The organism is Microbacterium sp. 22195 (assembly GCF_052056515.1).
Lineage (GTDB): Bacteria > Actinomycetota > Actinomycetes > Actinomycetales > Microbacteriaceae > Microbacterium.
This window is the reverse complement of the sequence record NZ_JBQEPE010000012.1, coordinates 1-18,479: the sequence shown is the minus strand read 5'-3', so window position 1 is coordinate 18,479 and position 18,479 is coordinate 1. Positions and strand designations below refer to the sequence as shown.

The 18,479-nt window shown below is 70.3% G+C and carries 17 protein-coding genes; 7 read left to right on the top strand and 10 right to left on the bottom strand.

The annotated features are described in order from the left end of the window. Window positions 1–99: 99 nt before the first annotated feature. Entirely contained in the window at window positions 100–1,056 is a 957-nt protein-coding gene (locus ACTJJ4_RS18560) for a permease prefix domain 1-containing protein (RefSeq protein ID WP_440944703.1), read from the bottom strand. Between the two features lies 1 nt (window position 1,057). After that, the gene (locus ACTJJ4_RS18555) at window positions 1,058–1,393 is read right to left on the bottom strand and encodes a PadR family transcriptional regulator (protein WP_440944702.1); all 336 of its coding nucleotides are present in this window, start codon (window positions 1,391–1,393) and stop codon (window positions 1,058–1,060) included. A gap of 84 nt (window positions 1,394–1,477) precedes the next feature. On the opposite strand from ACTJJ4_RS18555, the gene ACTJJ4_RS18550 reads away from it, so the two are divergent. Together ACTJJ4_RS18550 and ACTJJ4_RS18545 are read left to right on the top strand one after the other, a co-directional pair. Next, window positions 1,478–2,497: an N-acetyltransferase family protein gene (locus ACTJJ4_RS18550; protein WP_440944701.1), complete on the top strand. Its 1,020-nt coding sequence runs from the start codon at window positions 1,478–1,480 to the stop codon at window positions 2,495–2,497. A 21-nt stretch (window positions 2,498–2,518) separates the two neighbouring features. Then, window positions 2,519–3,493, top strand: a complete 975-nt coding sequence (locus ACTJJ4_RS18545; protein WP_440944700.1) for an o-succinylbenzoate synthase — start codon at window positions 2,519–2,521, stop codon at window positions 3,491–3,493. 6 nt (window positions 3,494–3,499) lie between these two features. Here the strand turns inward: ACTJJ4_RS18545 and ACTJJ4_RS18540 are convergent, their stop codons facing one another. Next, window positions 3,500–4,117, bottom strand: coding sequence for a TetR/AcrR family transcriptional regulator (locus ACTJJ4_RS18540; protein ID WP_440944699.1), 618 nt, complete (start codon window positions 4,115–4,117; stop codon window positions 3,500–3,502). A 138-nt stretch (window positions 4,118–4,255) separates the two neighbouring features. Between ACTJJ4_RS18540 and ACTJJ4_RS18535 the strand changes: the two genes are divergently transcribed. The 3 genes from ACTJJ4_RS18535 (at window position 4,256) to ACTJJ4_RS18525 (ending at window position 9,890) form a co-directional block, all read left to right on the top strand. Beyond that, window positions 4,256–7,120, top strand: coding sequence for an MMPL family transporter (locus ACTJJ4_RS18535; RefSeq protein WP_440944698.1), 2,865 nt, complete (start codon window positions 4,256–4,258; stop codon window positions 7,118–7,120). Further along, window positions 7,117–9,150, top strand: coding sequence for a YhgE/Pip family protein (locus ACTJJ4_RS18530; RefSeq protein WP_440944697.1), 2,034 nt, complete (start codon window positions 7,117–7,119; stop codon window positions 9,148–9,150). Before ACTJJ4_RS18535 ends, ACTJJ4_RS18530 begins: the two co-directional genes overlap by 4 nt. A gap of 149 nt (window positions 9,151–9,299) precedes the next feature. Then, entirely contained in the window at window positions 9,300–9,890 is a 591-nt protein-coding gene (locus tag ACTJJ4_RS18525) for a 2'-5' RNA ligase family protein (protein WP_440944696.1), read from the top strand. Window positions 9,891–9,908: 18 nt separating this feature from the next. Here the strand turns inward: ACTJJ4_RS18525 and ACTJJ4_RS18520 are convergent, their stop codons facing one another. Genes ACTJJ4_RS18520 through ACTJJ4_RS18495 form a run of 6 tightly spaced genes read right to left on the bottom strand, consistent with a single transcriptional unit; the run spans window position 9,909 to window position 14,901 of the window. Next, complete coding sequence (locus ACTJJ4_RS18520) at window positions 9,909–10,292, bottom strand: phage holin family protein (protein ID WP_440944695.1); 384 nt, start codon at window positions 10,290–10,292, stop codon at window positions 9,909–9,911. 21 nt (window positions 10,293–10,313) lie between these two features. Continuing rightward, a complete protein-coding gene (ccsB, locus tag ACTJJ4_RS18515; protein ID WP_440944694.1) occupies window positions 10,314–11,276 on the bottom strand; it encodes a c-type cytochrome biogenesis protein CcsB in 963 nt (320 codons plus the stop codon). Between the two features lies 1 nt (window position 11,277). Then, window positions 11,278–12,969 (bottom strand): cytochrome c biogenesis protein ResB, encoded by a 1,692-nt coding sequence (gene resB / locus ACTJJ4_RS18510; RefSeq protein WP_440944693.1) that lies wholly within the window; start codon window positions 12,967–12,969, stop codon window positions 11,278–11,280. 49 nt (window positions 12,970–13,018) lie between these two features. Then, on the bottom strand, window positions 13,019–13,798 hold the full coding sequence (locus tag ACTJJ4_RS18505; RefSeq protein WP_440944692.1) for a cytochrome c biogenesis CcdA family protein: 780 nt from the start codon (window positions 13,796–13,798) through the stop codon (window positions 13,019–13,021). Beyond that, complete coding sequence (locus ACTJJ4_RS18500; RefSeq protein WP_440944691.1) at window positions 13,795–14,415, bottom strand: TlpA family protein disulfide reductase; 621 nt, start codon at window positions 14,413–14,415, stop codon at window positions 13,795–13,797. The genes ACTJJ4_RS18505 and ACTJJ4_RS18500 overlap by 4 nt, the downstream gene beginning before the upstream one ends. Before the next feature lie 45 nt (window positions 14,416–14,460). Then, window positions 14,461–14,901, bottom strand: coding sequence for a MerR family transcriptional regulator (locus tag ACTJJ4_RS18495; protein WP_440944690.1), 441 nt, complete (start codon window positions 14,899–14,901; stop codon window positions 14,461–14,463). A 56-nt stretch (window positions 14,902–14,957) separates the two neighbouring features. Between ACTJJ4_RS18495 and ACTJJ4_RS18490 the strand changes: the two genes are divergently transcribed. After that, window positions 14,958–15,848 (top strand): NAD(P)/FAD-dependent oxidoreductase, encoded by an 891-nt coding sequence (locus tag ACTJJ4_RS18490; RefSeq protein WP_440944689.1) that lies wholly within the window; start codon window positions 14,958–14,960, stop codon window positions 15,846–15,848. A gap of 4 nt (window positions 15,849–15,852) precedes the next feature. Here ACTJJ4_RS18490 and ACTJJ4_RS18485 read toward each other — a convergent pair whose 3' ends face one another. Then, window positions 15,853–16,476 carry a histidine phosphatase family protein gene (locus ACTJJ4_RS18485; RefSeq protein WP_440944688.1) on the bottom strand — a complete coding sequence of 208 codons (624 nt, stop codon included), beginning with the start codon at window positions 16,474–16,476 and terminating at the stop codon, window positions 15,853–15,855. A gap of 97 nt (window positions 16,477–16,573) precedes the next feature. Here ACTJJ4_RS18485 and aspS point away from each other — a divergent pair, with 97 nt between their 5' ends. Further along, complete coding sequence (aspS, locus tag ACTJJ4_RS18480) at window positions 16,574–18,361, top strand: aspartate--tRNA ligase (RefSeq protein ID WP_440944687.1); 1,788 nt, start codon at window positions 16,574–16,576, stop codon at window positions 18,359–18,361. Window positions 18,362–18,479: the final 118 nt, after the last annotated feature.

The following is an 18,479-nucleotide window of genomic DNA, read 5'->3' as shown; positions in this document are numbered from 1 at the left end:
CCCCCCCCCCCCCCCCCCCCCCCCCCCCCCCCCCCCCCCCCCCCCCCCCCCCACCCCCCCCCCCCCCCCCCCCCCCCCCCCGATGACGCGGATCCTGCGTCAGACTGCCAGTTGAGCTCGGCGGGCCTTCCGCCAGCCGTCGATCGAGTCCCACACCGCGATACCGGCGATGCCGAGCCCGAGCAGCACGGCCAGCACCGTGCGCGCGTCGCCGCCAACCCCGTTGCGTGCGAACACGGCATCCACGAACTCCGGTGCGAACAGCATCCCGCGCCCGAGCAGGGTGAGGAACAGGCTCATCGTCACCACCGCGACGACGGTGTTGACGACGGCGAGGCGCACCGTCCAGCTCCCGTGCGCGTACACCGCGATCGCGATCGCCGCCTCCGCCGCCATCAGCGCGAACACCACGCCGATCCACACGGGCCACAGCGTCGGGTCGATGATCGTGACCATCTCGCCGCCGACCACCGCGATGCCGCGGAAGTGATCGAGAAGGAGCAGCACGGCGAAGATCGCGAGCAGCACCAGCGAGCCGATCAGATCGCCTCGGCCCGCTCCCCGGCCCGACTCCTGCGGCAGCTGATCGAGGTCCCATTTCGAGGTCGATTCGGAGCCGGTGCGTTCGAGGATGACGAACACCAGCGTGGTCCAGAACGACACGTGCACGATCGCCGAGAGCGCCGTCGCGATGCCCTCGCCGATCATCGGCCCGATGCCCTCACCGGCCACGGCCTTGCCGATCGCCACCCCGACGAAGGCGCAGGCCGGCACGGTCGCGAGCAGCAGCGTGAGCACGCGCCACCAGAACAGGTAGTACTTCGGGCCGATCAGGTGCAGCGGCCGGTCCGCATAGCCCGCGGCGAGCGCGGCCGGATCGCCCAGGTCGGTCAGCACGGCGCGCTCGGCCTGGTCCAGGGGCTCGCCCTGCTCGGCGCGGGCGTCGATGGCGTCGGCGATCGAGGTCTGCAGCTCCTCCCGCACCTCGGCCTGCAGCTGCTGAGGCAGCCTGCGGACGGTCGCGGTGATGTAGCGGTCGGTCAGCGTGGCGGTCATGTCAGTTCTCCTCTTCACGGAGCGCGGCGGTCGCGCTCGCGATGGCGGCGACCTCCTGGGTCAGGGTGTCGGCGAGGCGGATGCCGGATGCCGAGGTGCGGTAGAACTTGCGGGGCCTGGCCTCGTCGGTGTTCCACTCGCTGTCGAGGTACCCCTGCTTCTCGAGCCGGCGCAGCAGGGGATACAGGGTGTTGGCGTCGGTGGGGAACCCGGCGGATGCCAGTTGCTCGAGCAGCCCGTATCCGTAGCCGGGCGTCCGCAGCAGCTGCAGGCTGGCCAGCACGACCGTGCCGCGCCGCAGCTCCTGTAGGTGTCCGTCGAACTCACTCTCGTTCATGTCTGGAACTATATTGTGCATCGCACACTATTGTCAATCGCCCATCGTTATATCCGGCACGCAGTCACCTCGTAGGCTGGGGGCATGGCATCCGCTCTCGAGATCCGCCGGGTCGATCCGTTCCGCACCGCCGACGTCGATTCCTGGTGGGAGGCGTACGCGAGTGCACGACGCGCGGACATGGGCGAGAACGCTCTGCTCTGGTCACTCGAGGAGAGCCGCACCGAGTTGCAGCAGGACTCCGCGACGACCGACCGCCGCGCCTATCTCGCCGTGCTCGACGGCGACGTCGTCGGGTCGGGCTCTCTCGCGCTGGGGCTCAAGGACAACCTGCACTCCGGCATGATCGGGGTCACCGTGCCGCCGCAGTTCCGTCGCCGCGGCATCGGCTCGGCACTGCTCGCGCACATCGAGGCCGAGGCCGTCGCCGCCGATCGCCGGGTGCTCCGCGGCGAGACGGCGTGGCCGGCATCCGCTCCCGCCGACGGCTCCGGCCAGCCCGGCCGCGAGTTCGCCCGTCGGCACGGGTACGAGATCGCCCTCGGCGACTTCCAGAACCGGCTCGCGCTGCCGGTCGCGGATGCCGTGATCGACGAGCTCCTGGAAGGGGCGCCGGCCGACGGCTACACGATCCGCAGCTGGACCGGCCCGGTGCCGGACGAGCTGGTCGCGGAGTGGGCCGCCCTGGACGCGCTGCTCGACGTCGAGGCGCCGACGGGCGACCTCGATCTGGAGGCGCCGTCGTCGGAGGTGGAGGACTTCCGCGCCCACGAGCGGATGATGGCGCAGCAGCACCGCACCTCGTTCGGTACCGTCGCACTGGCCCCCGACGGCCGCATCGCGGCGTACACGCAGTTGGTCCACTCGGGCGACGACGGCAACGCCTACCAGTGGGGCACGCTGGTGCGCCGCGAGGACCGCGGTCACCGGCTCGGACTGCGCGTCAAACTGGAGAACCTGCGGCGGATGCAGCGCCACGACGCCGCCATCCCGCAGATCTTCACGTACAACGCCGAGTCGAATCAGCACATGCTGGCCGTCAACACGCTCCTCGGATTCGAGCCGACGGGCCGGATGGTGGAGCTGCAGAAGCGCCTGGCCTGACACACCGGGCATGATGGACGCATGACGCCGCCGCTCGCCGACATCCTCGCCACCGCCCGCGTGGTCGCACTGCCGATGAACACCCGGTTCCGCGGGGTGGACGTGCGCGAGGCGCTGCTGTTCGAGGGGCCGCAGGGCTGGGCCGAGTTCTCGCCGTTCACGGAGTACGAGGATGCCGAGGCTGCCACCTGGCTGCAGGCGGCCGTGGACTTCGCCTGGAACCCGCAGCCCGCTCCCCTGCGCGATCGCATCCCCGTGAACGCGACGGTCCCTGCAGTGGACGCCGCTCGCGTCGCCGAAGTGCTCGCCCGATTCGACGGATGCCGCACCGCCAAGATCAAGGTCGCCGAGCGCGGCCAGCAGCTGGCCGACGACATCGCCCGGGTGCGCGCGGTGCGCGAGCTGATGGGCCCGGAGGGCCGCATCCGCATCGACGCCAACGGCGGCTGGAACATCGACGAGGCCGAGCACGCGATCCACGCCCTCGGCGACTGCGACCTGGAGTACGTCGAGCAGCCGTGCGCCACCGTGGACGAGCTCGCCGAGCTGCGCTATCGCGTCAAGCACAAGGGCATCCCCATCGCCGCCGACGAGAGCGTGCGCAAGGCCGCCGACCCGCTGGCGGTCGCGCAGGCGAAGGCCGCCGACCTGATCGTCATCAAGGCGCAGCCGCTCGGAGGCATCCGCCGCGCGCTGTCGATCGTCGCCGAGGCCGGGCTGCCCGCCGTCGTCTCCAGCGCGCTGGACACGGCCGTCGGACTGGCGCAGGGGGCCGCCCTCGCGGCCTCCCTCCCCGAACTCGACTACGACTGCGGCCTCGGCACCGCCTCGCTCTTCGCCGACGACGTCGCCGATGCCCGTCCGGTCGCGGGCTCCGTCTCGGCCGCGCGGGTGATCCCGGATGCTGCCGCGCTGGCGCGGCTGGAAGCACCGGCCGAGCGGCGAGAGTGGTGGCTCGCCCGGGTCGAGCGCTGCCACGCCCTGCTCGGCGACTGACCGGGGCTACGCCCGCAGCAGCTCCACCAGGCGGCCGAGCGCCGCACCCCCGCTGCGGCGCAGCCGTTCATCGTCGTCGCCGGCCATGGCACGCCGCACGGTCGTGCCCTCCCACGTGATCATGAGCAGGCGTGCGGCCTCATCGGGTCCGACGCGCAGCGGGAAGGTCCCGGTGTCGACCACCTCGCGGATGATCGCGGCGATGCCGGAGATCATCTCGTCCTCCTGCGCGATGTACGCGGCGCCGAAGGCCGGGTCGCGCAGCGCGCGGATGCGGATCTCGCTCATCATCATGACGCCGAGACGATCGTCCACGCCGGCGTCCATGATCTGCTGCACGAGCTCGACAGGGTCGCAGTCGTCCAGCGCCCCGCCGCCGACGAGCATCGACACCCGCTCGCGCACGGCGGCCAGTCGCGACTCGCCGACGGAGGCGGCGAGCGTGAGGAACAGCTCGTCCTTGGACTCGAAGTTGGAGTAGAACGCACCGCGGGTGAAGCCGGCCCGCTCGCAGACGGCCTCGACCGTGGCCCCCTCGAGCCCGATCTCGGCGAAGACCTGGGCCGCGGCGTCCAGCAGCCGGGCGCGGGTGTTCTCACGACTCCGCGTGGCAGGTGTCGACATCACTCCTCCTGAGACCAACTCTGTCACGAGACGGCCGCCGGATGTTCACATCCAGCGCACAGCATCCGACCTCGCTCCTGACTTACGATACATGTACGTATTGAATACACCCGTGTATCGAACTCGTGCGGAGGCCGCGTGTCCACTCTCCTGTCGTCGCTGGGTCGCTGGTCGTTCCGGCACCCCTGGCGCGTGCTCGTCAGCTGGCTCCTCGTGCTCGGCATCGCCGGCGGCGGCGCCCTCGTGCTCGGCGCCGGAACCGACAACACCTTCTCGATCCCCGGCACGGAGTCGCAGGCGGGTCTGCAGCAGCTCGAGCGCACGTTCCCCCAGGTGAGCGGCACGAACGCGCAGTTCATCGTCGTCGCCGCCCCCGGCGACGACATCCGCGATGCGCCGTACAAGGACGACATCGAGGACACGATCTCGACCCTGAAGGGCGTCGACGACCGCGTGCTCGCCGTCTCCTCGCCGTACGACGAGACCGTCTCCGGCATGATCAACGAGGAGCACACCGCCGCCATCGTGCGCATCCAGCTCGAGGGGCAGTCCAGCAACATCCCCGCGAGCGTCAAGACCGACCTGCAGGACACCGTGGACGCGCTCGGCCCCCAGCTGCCGACGGGATCGCAGGTCGCGCTCGGCGGTGACCTGTTCGCCATGGCCATCCCCACCATCACGCTCACCGAAGCGGTCGGCCTCGTCGTCGCGCTGCTCGTGCTGATCGTCACCTTCCGCTCGTTCGTGGTCGCCGGGCTGCCGCTGCTCACCGCCATCCTCGGCGTGGGCATCTCGATGGCCGGCATCTTCGCCGCGACCGCGTTCGCGACCGTCTCCTCCACGACTCCCCTGCTCGCGCTGATGCTCGGGCTCGCGGTCGGCATCGACTACGCCCTGTTCATCGTCGCCAGACATCAGGACCAGGTTCGCGCAGGCGTGGACCCCGAGGAGTCCGCCGCACGGTCGGTGGGCACCGCCGGATCCGCCGTCGTCTTCGCCGGAGTCACGGTGCTGATCGCCCTGATCGGGCTCGGCTTCGCCGGCATCCCATTCCTCACGACGATGGGCGTCGCCGCGGCCGTCGCCGTCGCGGTGGCCGTCGCGATCGCGGTCACCCTGACCCCGGCATTCCTCGGCTTCCTGAAGGGCCGCGTCGCGGGTCGGGTGCGCACCGAGCGACCGGCGAAGAAGTCGAAGAAGGATGCTGTGCCGAAGGAGCGCCGCCCGTGGATCCTGAGCGAGCGCAGCGAGACGAAGGGCTCCCAGCGCTGGGTCTCCGGCGTCACCAGGCGACCGATCCTCGTCACGATCGCGATCGTGCTGGGCCTGGGCGTCGTGTCGATCCCCGCACTGAGCCTGAACCTCGCACTCCCCAACGCCGGCGTGCTGCCGAAGGGCTCCGAGGCCCGCGTCAGCTACGACCTCACCGCCGACGAGTTCGGCGCCGGTTTCAACGGACCCCTGATCCTCACCGGCACGATCGTCACGTCGACCGATCCGCTGAACCTCATGAAGGACCTCGGCGACGCCGTCGAGAAGATCCCCGGCGTGAAGGAGGTGGCCCTCGCCACCCCGAACGAGACCGCCGACACCGGCATCGTGCAGATCATCCCGACCACCGCGCCCGACGACCCGAGGACCGCCGACCTGGTGCGCGAGCTGCGCTCCCACCACGACGAGTGGCAGAAGGAGTTCGGCATCGACCTGAAGGTCACCGGCTTCACGGCCGTCGCGATCGACATCTCCGATCAGCTCGGAGCGGCCCTGCTGCCGTTCGGCGTCTTCGTGATCGGGCTGTCGCTGATCCTGCTTGCGATCGTGTTCCGCTCGATCTGGGTGCCGATCACGGCCGCCGTCGGCTACCTGCTCTCGATCGTCGCCGCGTTCGGCGTGGTCGCGGCGGTGTTCGAGTGGGGCTGGTTCGCGGATGCCCTGCATGTGGCGCGCACCGGGCCGATCATCAGCTTCATGCCGATCGTGCTGATGGGCGTGCTGTTCGGACTGGCGATGGACTACCAGGTGTTCCTCGTCTCGCGGATGCGCGAGGACTACGTGCACGACCCGTCCCGGGACCGCCGCGAGGCTGCCCGCAACGCCGTGCGCAGCGGCTTCTCGAGCAGCGCGCGGGTGGTCACCGCGGCCGCGCTGATCATGTTCGCCGTGTTCGTCGCGTTCGTCCCCGAGGGAGACTCCTCGCTCAAGCCGATCGCCCTGGGGCTCGCCGCCGGCATCGCGGTCGACGCGTTCCTGGTGCGCATGACGCTGATCCCCGCCGTGATGGCGATCCTCGGCGAGCGCGCCTGGCGCATCCCCCGCTGGCTGGAGCGCATCCTGCCGCACGTCGACATCGAGGGCGAGGCCGTCGAGCGCGAGCGGTCGCTCGCCGCGTGGCCGGGTGACGACAGCATCGTCGCCGCCGACGACCTGACCCTCTCCTCCGCGGACATCTCGGGTGCCCGCCTGCGGCTCGAGCCGGGCGGAGCACTGATCGTCACCGGCGCCCCGCACCGCGCACTGCGCGCGCTGTCGCTCATGGTCGCCGGGCGCCTCAAGCCGGATGCCGGCAGGCTGCGCGTCGACGACCACCTGCTGCCGGGCCGGGCCCCCTGGGTGCGCTCGCGCGTCGGCGTCGTCATGCTCGGCGAGGCGGATGCCGCGGCACAGGTGTCCGAGGCGCTGCGCGGGCGCACGCGCCTGGTCGTCCTCGACGGCGTCGACCGGCTCACCGCCGCGGAGCGCGACCAGCTCGCCGCGCGGCTGCGGGATGCGGGCCCCGACCTCGCCGTGCTCGCGACCGCCGTGGACCCGGCGACCGCGCAGGCGCTGCTGACGGATGCCGGCCGCGGGGCGGCATCCGTGGTGGACCTCTCCTCCTCTTCCGCCGAGACCCCGGCTTCCCGTCCAGACCCCGAGCTGCAGACGTCCGCAACCCGGGGTGTCGACGACAGCACGGGGTCTCGGCAGATCGATTCCTCCTCCGACACGACCGAGGTGACCGCATGACCCTCCCCATCGAACGCGCGCGCTCGCGCCGCCCGATCACCTGGCTGACCCTGATCGGCGTGCTGCTGCTGCCGGCGCTGATCGGCGGCATCCTCGTCACCGCGCTGCAGAACCCGACCGATCGGCTCGAGTCGATGACGGCGGCGGTCGTCAATCTCGACAAGCCCGTCACCATCGACGGCCAGTACACCCCGCTCGGGCGTCAGCTGGCCTCGGGCCTGGTGAAGGGCTCGGATGACGTCGACTCGAACCTCACCTGGGTGATCTCCAACGAGGAGGACGCCGCGAAGGGCCTCGGCGACGGCACCTATCAGGCGGTCGTGACGATCCCGAAGTCGTTCTCGGCCGATGCGACCTCAGCGGGCACCGCCCTGCAGAAGGGGAAGGATGCCCCGAAGCAAGCGAAGATCACCGTCACCACGCCGCCCGACGGCCGCGTCGCAGACGACCTGATCACCAACCAGATCGCGTCCGTCGCGACCTCGACCATGGGCACGATGCTCAGCGAGGCCACGGTCGGCAACGTGCTGGTCGGCTTCACGACGATCGGCGACCAGATCGGGACGGCCGCCGACGGCGCAGCCAAGCTCGCCGACGGCGCACGCTCCGCAGCCGACGGTGCGGCTGCGCTGCCCGACGGGGCGACCAAGCTCGCCGACGGCGCCGACGGCCTCGCCGGTGGCGCGGACAAGCTCGCGGGCGGAGCAGGTCAGCTCGCTGACGGCGCGACGAAGCTGGGCGGGGGTCTCGACACCCTCGCGGCCAAGACGCGCGAGGCCGGATCGGGTGCGACCCAGCTCGGTCAGGGTCTGATCGCCGGTGCGGGTGCGCTCACCGACCCGAAGGGCGACATGCAGCAGCTGGTCGCTGGTGCCGCCGGCTCGAAGGCGATCGCCCAGCAGGTGGCGGATGCCGTCGGCGGAAGCGCCCAGACGATCGGCACCCTCGCGCAGCAGTGCCTGGCCTCCGGAGCATCCGCGGAGTTCTGCGGCAAGCTCGGCTCGGCAGCGGCCGACCTGGGCGACGCCGTGAAGCCCGCCTACACGAGCGCCGGCTACGCGAAGAGCGTTTCGGAAGGCGTTGCGGCGCTGCCTGGCGAGTTCAGCACGCAGTTGCGCACCGCCGGCACCGCAGCCTCCCAGCTGGGCGGCGGTCTCGGGCAGTTGGCGAGCGGCATCGAGCAGTCGGCCGCGGGTTCTCGCGGGCTGGCCGGCGGCGCGTCCGACGTCGGTGACGGCGCCCGTGCCCTGGCATCCGGCGCGACCCAGCTCGGCGACGGGGCGACCGCGCTGGCCGACGGCGCGGGCACGCTCGCGACCGGCATCGACTCCTTGGCGACAGGGTCGAGCGACCTCGCCGACGGTCTGAAGACCGCGTCGACCTCGCTGCCGTCCTTCGACGAGCAGCAGTCCACCAAGCTGGCCTCCGTGATCGCCGACCCGGTGAAGGCATCGGCGTCCGGCGACATGTTCGGCCCGACCGCGATCCCGCTGCTGTCTGCGGTCGTGCTGTGGTTCGGCGCGCTGGCCTCGTTCATCGCGCTGCGCGCGGTGCCGGGTGACGCGCTGACCTCGCGGCGCTCGTCGTTCGGCATGGTACTGCGCGGGTTCTGGCCCGCTGCGGCGCTCGGCGCAGGCCAGGGCGTGCTGGTGGCGCTGATCGTGCAGATCGTCGCCGGCTACGACGCGGCCACCTGGTGGGGCTTCGCCGGGTTCGCCGTGCTCGCAGGCATCGCGTTCGCCGCCGTCAACCAGGCGCTCGTCGCGGTGCTCGGCGGCATCGGGCGCTGGATCAGCGCCCTGATCGGCGTGCTGGCGGTGGCCACCGGACTCATCTCCACGATCCCGGCCTGGCTGGCGGGCCTCGGCGCCGCGATGCCGACGGCCCCCGCGCTCGGCGGCCTGATCATTCCCAACGGTGCCGCGTTCGCGGGACTCGTGGTGTGGGCCGCCCTGTCCCTGGGCGCTGCGACCCTCGCCGTGGCGACGCGGCGCACGACCTCCGCGAACCGCGTCCTCGCCACCGCCTAGCATCCGCCCGCTCGCGGCTCCCCCTCTCCCAGGACAGGAAATGCCGAGGACAGGACGATCTCGCGTGGGATCGTCCTGTCCTCGGCATTCGTCCTGTTCTCAAGGACATGAGACAGCGTGCCTGAACCGATGCCGGGTAGCGTCGACGAATGGCGCGCGACTTCATGACCGACCCCGGGCAGCTGCGAGACCTGGAGGGACAGCAGTACGTCGTTCTGCGTCCCACGGGCGCCGTCATGCGCGAGTGGGACCGGACCCGCGAAGCCGCGCACACGCGACTGGGTGAGACGGTGCGTTACCCGGGCGCCGCCCACGTCACGCTGCGCGGGCTCTACGAACCGGATCGCGTCGACCAGGTGCGGACCGCCGTCGGCGAGTGGGCCGCACAGCAGCATCCGATCGAGATCGTCACCGAGGCCGTCGACTCCTTCCCTGCGCCCTGGCAGATCGTCATCGCGAGGCTCGCGCGCACCCCGTCACTCGTGCAGGCCTATGCGTCCCTGACCGACGCGCTGAATCGCACTGACCTGCGCCGCATCGGCGAGCTGCCGCTGGACGAGTGGACGTTCCACCTGTCGACGGTCTACGCGAAGTCGCTGGATGCCGACGACTGGGAGCGACTGGCATCCGACACCCGACACGACTACCCGGCGCCGCCTGCGGAGACGGTCATCGAGGTCGAGCTCGTCACGTACTCCGACGGCGCCGAGCATCGCGAGGTGATCGCCCTCGGCGACTGAGCCCGGCTGACCGCGGCCTCAACCGCGCTTCGTGACGGTCTTCTTGAGGAAGACCAGGGGCAGCAGCCAGGTGCCCAGCGCGGTGATGATCCAGGCGATCAGGGTAGCGAGAATCCAGGTGGCGACGCCCGTGATGTGCAGGCCGCCCGGGAACAGCGAGGCGATCAGCAGCGCGACGAAGGTGGAGACCAGTCCGATCCCGCCGAGGACCGCGCTGGCGTGCTTGCGCGCGATGTTGAAGATGAACGGGGAGAGCACCGCCTGCGCGATCGTGAACACGATGACCGCGGTCAGGAAGCCGCCCAGCGACAGACCGAATCCGGGCAGGATCCAGGAGCACACCAGCAGGGCGAGAGCGGAGGTCCCCAGCGAGATCGCCGTGCGGATCAGGAAGCGGATCATGCCGCCATGCTAGCGCCCGGCTCAGCTGAGGCCGGAGTAGGCGTGCAGGCCCTTGAAGTACACGTTCACGATCGTGAAGTTGAAGATCACGGCGGCGAAGCCGGTGATCGACAGCCAGGCCGAAGGGGTGCCGCGCCAGCCCCGCGTCGCGCGGGCGTGGATGTATCCCGCGTAGAGCACCCAGATGATGAACGTCCAGGTCTCCTTCACGTCGAAGCCCCAGAACCTGCTCCAAGCGAAGTACGCCCAGATGGAACCTGCGATCAGCGTGAAGGTCCAGAAGATGAAGCCCACCACGGCGAAGCGGTAGGCCAGGTTCTCCAGGCGCACCGTGTCGGGCAGGGTGCGCAGGAAGCCGGGGCCGGCGTTCGCGATGCCCTCTGCGACGCGGCGCTCACGTCGGGACTGCAGCAGCTGCATGACCGAGAGCGCGAAGGCGAGCGCGAAGATGCCGACCGACAGCGAAGCCACGAAGACGTGGATGACCAGCCACACCGACTTCAGCGGGTCGGCCAGCGGCTTCACCTCGACGTAGAAGTACGCGGATGCCGCGCCCAGCAGCACCAGCACGATGCCCGAGATGAACGTGCCCAGGTAGCGCAGGTCGATGCGGGTGAGCATCACCAGGTACACGAGCACGACCAGCAGCGTGCCGGTCATCGCGAACTCGTACAGGTTCGCCCACGGCACGTGGCCGTTGGCGAAGCCGCGGGTCAGGGTCGCCGCGAGGTGGAACAGCCAGCCCAGCACCATCAGGGAGGTTCCGATGCGCGCCATCACGAAGCGCTTCCCGACCGGGGCGTCCACGTCGCCGTCGACCGGCGCCTGCGACACCGTGCCGTCGGACATGACCAGCATCCGCTCCTCGGCCTTCACCGTCGACGAGCGCCGCGCCAGATCGAACGCGTAGGCGATGAAGGCCAGCGCGTAGATGGCGATGGCCGTCCACAGCGTCAGACGCGAGATGGAATCGAGATCGGGCATGTCATGCTCCCTTCACGGGGTGCCGCGAGGCGGCCGCATCGAGCAGCCGCTCGTGCCCGCGGACGAGATCGTCCACGGCTGCGGCGAGAGTGGGGTCCTCGCCGCGCGCGAGGCCAGCGTACTCCAGATGGATGGAATCGTCGGATGCTGTCGCCTTGACCCACATGCGGCGGCGCGGGACGAACAGCGCGAGGCCGAGCCCGGCCAGGGCGAGCAGGGCGAAGACGAGCACCCAGACGACCGAGTCGTCGTGGTGGATCTGCAGCGAGACGTAGCGCTTCACGGACTTGCTGAAGTCCTTGGCGCCCGCGGGCGACTCGTTCTCGAACGTGACCGTGCCGAGGCCGTCGGGCAGGTCCGCGGTCTCACCGGGCTGCAGCTGGATGGACTTCACGTCCGTGCCGCGCCCGTTGAGCTTGGTCATGTCATTGGTGTCGAGCTGGTAGACCGAGACCGGGTTGCCGCCGTCGATGCCCAGGTCGCCCTGGTAGACGTCGAGCGTGAGCAGCGGGAAGTTCAGATCGCCGCGGATGGAGGTGAACGCCCCGCTCTTGAGCTTGGCCGGCGTCGGGTAGAGGAAGCCGACCAGACCGAGCTGCTTCGGCATCCCGTCGGGGATCTTCAGCACGCCCAGCGAGGTCATGTTGTTGTCCTGCGGCAGGAACTCGACCGGTCCACTGAAGACCTCGACGCCCTGCGCGTTGCGCACCGTGATGCTGGGCGCGTAGCCGTTGCCGAGCAGGTAGACGTTGTCGCCGCCGACGCTCAGCGGGTGGTTGACCTCGACGGCCGCCTTGCGCTTCGACCCGTCGGGCTCGCGCACCGTGAGGTTGGCCTTGAAGTTGCCGGCCTGACCGGCGCCGGGGGCTCCGAGCGCCTCGTACGTGACGTCGAAGGAGTCCAGCGTGAGCGCGTAGGGCACGAAGGCGTCGTCGGGCACGAAGCGCCCGCGGTTGATCGAGTTGTAGTCGATCAGGGCGTTCACGTAGGACCTGCCCTCGACGACGACACGCTGCCCGGTGTATGCGAACCCGCCGCCCACGCCGACGGTGATGAGGACGCCGACCAGGGCGATGTGGAAGATCAGGTTGCCGGTCTCGCGCCAGTAGCCGCGCTCGGCCGACACCGACCAGACCCGCCCGCGGTCGTACCGCGCGACGCGGTAGCCGAGCGCCTTGAGCTGCTTCTCTGCGACGTCGATGGACGCCGCTGCTTCCGCATCCGCGGTTGCTGAGCCCGACGAAGCGCCACGGCTGACGGATCGGTGGTCCTCCAGCCGCGCGAGCCGAGCCGGCGTGCGCGGCGGAAGCGCGCGCAGCGCCTTCGCATGGTGCTTGATGCGCGGGATGATGCAGCCGATCAGCGAGATGAACAGCAGGATGTAGACGGCAGAGAACCACGGCGACGAGTACACGTCGAACATGCTGAGCTTGTCCAGGATCGGGAAGAGATCCGGGTTGTCGGTCTTGTACTTCAGCACGCCGTTCGGGTCGGCGGACCGCTGCGGGAACACCGAACCGGGAACCGCGCCGATGGCGAGGAAGAGCAGCAGGATCAGCGCGACGCGCATCGAGGTCAGCTGACGCCAGCCCCACCGCAGCCAGCCGACGAATCCGAGCTTCGGCTGCGTGATGCCGTCGTCGGCGGCGTCCGCCGAGTCGATGTGGTCGGCAGGCCGCAGCGGATCGGACACCGAGGAGGACCCGTCCTGGCCGCCCTTCGTCTTCCGATTCGGAGTGCCCTCAGAGGGGGAGGATGACACTGCTCATCACCGCCCCGATGTTCGACATGATCTGGGTCCACAGGCCGGTGACCATGAGCAGGCCCAGCACGATCAGGAGCGCGCCGCCGATGATGTTGACGGTGCGAATGTGGCGGCGCATGAACGCGGTCGCCGAGGTCGCCCAGCCGAAGCCCAGCGCGACCAGCAGGAACGGGATGCCCAGGCCCAGCGAGTATGCGACGCCGAGCAGGGCCGCACGCCACGGGTCACCCGCGTTGAACGACAGCGCCACGATCGCCCCGAGCGTCGGTCCCGTGCAGGGAGCCCAGCTCAGGCCGAGCGCGATGCCGAGCAGCGGCGCCCCCACGAGCCCCGTCGTGGACTGCACGTGCAGCCGCATCTCGCGCTGCGCGAAGCCGAAGAAGCCCAGGAACACGAAACCCATGACGATGATCAGGGCGCCGAAGATCCGCGTGATCAGGTCGGACCACTGCAGCACGAACGCGCCGAAGGTCCCGCTGAGAGCCGTGATCGCGACGAACACGATCGTGAAACCGAGGATGAACAGCAGCACGCCCAGCAGCAGCCGGCGCCGGTCACCGCGAGCGCTCCCCGCTCCGGTCCCTGAGCGAGCGGAGCGAGACGAAGGGGGCGCCCCGGCCGCTCCTCCGATGAATCCGAGGTAGCCGGGCACGAGGGGCAGGATGCACGGGGAGAGGAAGGACACGAGGCCGGCGAGCAGCGCCAGCGGGATCGCGAGCCAGAGTGCACCGGCGCCGATCACGGCATCCGGATTCACGCCTTCTCCTCGAGGGCGTCGGCGATCAGGGTCGACAGGATCGACGTGCCGTCGATGGGGCCGATGATGCGGGCGGCCACGCGTCCCTTGCGATCGAGCACGAGCGTGGTCGGGGGCGCCTGGATGGGTGCGACCTTGGCGAACGCGAGCTTGGCCTGACCGCTGTCGGCGTCCAGCAGGCTCGGGTAGGTGACGCCGTACTTCTCGGCGAAGGCCTGGGCGGTGGCGGCCTGGTCGTAGATGTTCACACCCATGAACACGACGCCGTCGTCCTTGTGCTTCTGCCACACGGCCTCGAGGTCCTTGGCCTCCACGCGGCACGGGCCGCAGGTGGCGTACCAGAAGTTCACGACGATCACCTCGCCGAGGCTGTCGGCGCTGGAGAACTTCTCGCCCGACTCGGTGGTGCCGCCGAAGACGACGGGCTCACCGCGCTTGTCGGCGGGGATCTCGACGACGCGGAGGTCGTCGGCCGTGTAGGCCTTCTCCTTGCCGTTCAGGAACGCGTCGGTCGCGGGGTCGGGAGCACAGGCGCTCAGGCCCACGGCGAGCGCGCCGGCGAGGGCCCCAGCGCCGATGCGCAGAACATCGCGGCGGGATCGAGCAGGCGAGGACACGCTGGGAATCGTACGCGCGTTTCCTATGGGTGCTCTGGAACGGTGCTATACGCCCGCGGGCACCTTCGCGTCGATTGCGGGATCGAACCCGACCAGCACATCGGCGAGTTCCGCACGGAAGCGCGGACACGTCGAGATGTCGTGCGCCGAGCATCGCAGCGCGTGCTCGGTCATCGCCTTCGAGTGCCGCATCTCGGCCATCCGGCGGTCGAGATCGTCCAGATGGGCCTGCAGCACCTGGTGCCGTCCGGACATGTCGCGTTCGAGCAGATGCGCGATCTGGTCCAGGCTCATGCCCGCCGCCTTGCTGCGCAGCACGACGGCCACGCGCACGACGTCGTCGCGTCCGTAGCGGCGCCGGCCGGCGCCGTCCCTGGCCGGCGAGAGCAGACCGACCGATTCCCAGTGCCGCAGCACATTCGTGGGCAGGTCGAACCGCTCGGCGACCTCGCCGACGGACCACGGACGATCGGAACTTGACTTCATGTTGACATGAAGTCACAGACTGGCGGGGAAAGCAACCCGACCCCAGGAGGATCACCATGCGCGACGTCATCATCATCGGCGCGGGCCCCGCCGGCCTGCAGGCCGCCCTGACCCTCGGACGCATGCACCGCACCGCTCTGCTCGTCGATTCGGGCGCATACCGCAACGGCACGGTGCGCCACATGCACAACGTCATCGCCAACGACGGCACGCCGCCGGCCGACTTCCGCAGGGTGGCACGGGAGCAGCTCGACGAGTACGCCACGGTCGAGGCGCTCGCGGGCACCGTCGATCAGGTGGAGTCCGTCGACGGCGGCTTCGGCGTGACCTTCGAGGACGGCCGGACCGAGAGCGCGTCCCGGCTGCTGCTCGCCACCGGCATGGCCGATGAGCTCCCGGACATCGAGGGGCTGGCGAGCCTGTGGGGGCTGCGTGCCTTCAGCTGTCCGTTCTGCGACGGCCACGAGTTCGCGGGCCGCAGGATCGGCCTGGTCGGCGAGAGCTCGCGTTTCGAGCACCTGGTCCGCCTGCTGCGTCCGATCATCGCGGAGATCGTGGTGTTCGACGGCGAGACGCTGGAGGATGGGCAGCGCCTGTCGCTGCAGGAAGCAGGAGCGGTTATCCATCCGGGCCGCGCGTCCGCGGTCGCGGAGCACGGCGACGGCGTGCGCGTGACCGCCGGCGAAGCCGTCGACGTGGCGGGACTGTTCGTCGCCACGGGGCCCGCGCGTCAGCGCGCGCCCTTCGCCGCGCAGCTGGGTCTCACGATGCTCCCCAGCGGAGCGATCGAGATCGACGACTTCGGCAGGACATCCCGTCCCGGGGTCTGGGCGGCCGGTGACATCGCTCACCGGGCGAGCCTTCCCGGCGCCATGGCATCCGTGCTCGCGGGGGCCGCCGCGGGTCCGCTCGCCTCGGCATCCGTCGTGCAGGGGCTGGCCGGCTGAGCGCTCACACCGCGCCGAGGTCGATCCCGGATGCCGCCGGCTCGGCGTAGTCGATCTCCCGCCACACGTCGCCGACGCGCTCGAAACTCGTGACGCTCGACAGCGCGCAGCGGCGTGTGCGGGGGTCGTGGCGCAGCGGGAGGCCGGCGACCGCGAGGTGCGTGATCCAGATCGGCGCCTGATGGGAGACGAAGACGACGTCCCCGTCATCCGCGGCATCCCACCGCTCGTCCATCGCCGCCAGCATCCGATCCGCGACCGAACGATACGGCTCCCCCCAGCTCGGCACGGAGGGCCGGCGCAGGTGCCACCAGTTGCGCGGGTCGCGAAGCGCGCGCGACATCCGCCTCCCCTCGAACACGTTGGTCGGCTCGATGATGCGATCGTCGAGCGTCGGAGTGAGGTCGAACAGCTCGGCGAAGGGCGCCGCCGACTCCTGCGTCCGCTCCAGCGGTGAGCAGCGCAGTTCGGCGACCGGGCGCCCGAACTGCTGCACGTGCTCGGCGGCGGCGCGCGCCATCGCGCGACCGGCCTCGCTGAGGTGGTAGTCCGGCAGCCGGCCGTACAGCACCCGCGCGGGGTTGTGCACTTCGCCGTGGCGGACGAGGTGGAGTCGGGATGCCGTCACGCACCCACCGTAGCGCGCCGGTCCGTGCAAGTCGGGCGCCACGACACCCCACGTAGACTGGGACGGTCCCTCTTTCCCCGATCAGAAGGAATCCTCCGTGCTTCGCACACACACGGCAGGCTCGCTGCGAGCCGAGCACATCGGTCAGACCGTCACCCTCACGGGTTGGGTCGATCGTCGCCGCGATCACGGAGGCGTCGCGTTCATCGATCTCCGGGATGCCTCGGGCATCGCGCAGGTCGTCATCCGTGACGAGGAGGTCGCTCACCCGCTCCGCAGCGAGTTCGTGCTGCAAGTGACCGGCGAGGTCTCCCGCCGTCCTGCCGGCAACGAGAACCCGAACCTGCCCACCGGCGAGATCGAGCTGATCGCGACCGACGTGGTGGTGCTGAACGAGTCGGCGCCGCTGCCCTTTCAGGTCTCCAGCGGACTGGCCGAGACCGACCCGATCGGCGAGGAGGTGCGGCTGAAGCACCGCTACCTCGACCTGCGTCGGCCGGCACCCGCCGCCGCGATGCGCCTGCGCTCGGACGTCTACAAGGCGATCCGCGACGAACTGCACCGGCGCGAGTTCATCGAGGTGGAGACCCCGACCCTGACCCGGTCGACCCCGGAGGGCGCCCGTGACTTCCTGGTGCCGGCCCGCCTGCACCCGGGCAGCTGGTACGCGCTGCCGCAGTCGCCGCAGCTGTTCAAGCAGCTGCTCATGGTCGGCGGCCTGGAGAAGTACTTCCAGATCGCCCGCTGCTATCGCGACGAGGACTTCCGCGCGGACCGCCAGCCCGAGTTCACGCAGCTCGACATCGAGATGAGCTTCGTCGACCAGGAGGACGTCATCGAGATGATGGAGTCCCTCATCGTCGCGATGTGGAAGACCATCGACGTCGACGTGCAGACCCCGCTCCCGCGGATGACCTACGCCGACGCGATGGCGAAGTACGGCTCCGACAAGCCCGACCTGCGGTTCGGCCTGGAGCTCGTCGAGGCCACCGACTACTTCAAGGACACCCCGTTCCGGGTGTTCCAGTCCGAGTACGTCGGCGCGGTGCTCATGCCCGGCGGCGCCTCGCAGCCCCGTAAGACGCTGGACGCGTGGCAGGACTGGGCCAAGCAGCGCGGCGCGCGCGGCCTGGCGTACGTGCTCTTCAACGAGGACGGCACCCTGGGCGGGCCCGTCGCCAAGAACCTGTCCGAGGCCGAGCAGGCGGGCCTCGCCGAGCTCGTGGGCGCCGAGCCCGGCGACTGCGCGTTCTTCGCCGCGGGCGAGACCAAGGCGAGCCGTGCGCTGCTCGGCGCCGCACGTGTCGAGATCGGTCGCCGCCTGGACCTGCTCGACCCGAACGAGTTCGCATTCACCTGGGTCGTCGACGCTCCCATGTTCGAGCCTGCGGGCGACGCGATCGCCTCCGGCGACGTGGCAGTCGGCTCCGGCGCCTGGACCGCCGTGCACCACGCCTTCACGGGCCCGAAGCCGGAGTTCGAGGACACGTTCGACACCGACCCGGCATCCGCCCTGGCCTACGCGTACGACATCGTCTGCAACGGCTCCGAGCTGGGCGGCGGCTCGATCCGCATCCACCGCGAAGACATCCAGAAGCGCGTCTTCAAGGTGATGGGCATCAGCGAAGAGCAGGCCGATGAGAAGTTCGGCTTCCTGCTGGACGCCTTCAAGTTCGGCGCTCCCCCGCACGGCGGGATCGCGCTGGGCATGGACCGCGTCATGCAGCACCTGACCAAGACCGACTCGATCCGCGAGGTGATCGCGTTCCCGAAGTCCGGCAACGGCTTCGACCCGCTCACCGAGGCCCCCGGCACGATCTCTCCCGAGCAGCGCGCCGAGGCCGGCGTCGACTTCGTCCCGGAGGACGAGCCCGCCGAGGCCTGATCGCACCGGGCCGCTCGTTCGTCGAGACCCCTACCTTCTGCCGAGACCCCTGCGTACGGTCATGGCGGGTTCCAACGGTCGTCGCAACACCCCGAGTTTGGGAGGTTGCGGCGACCGT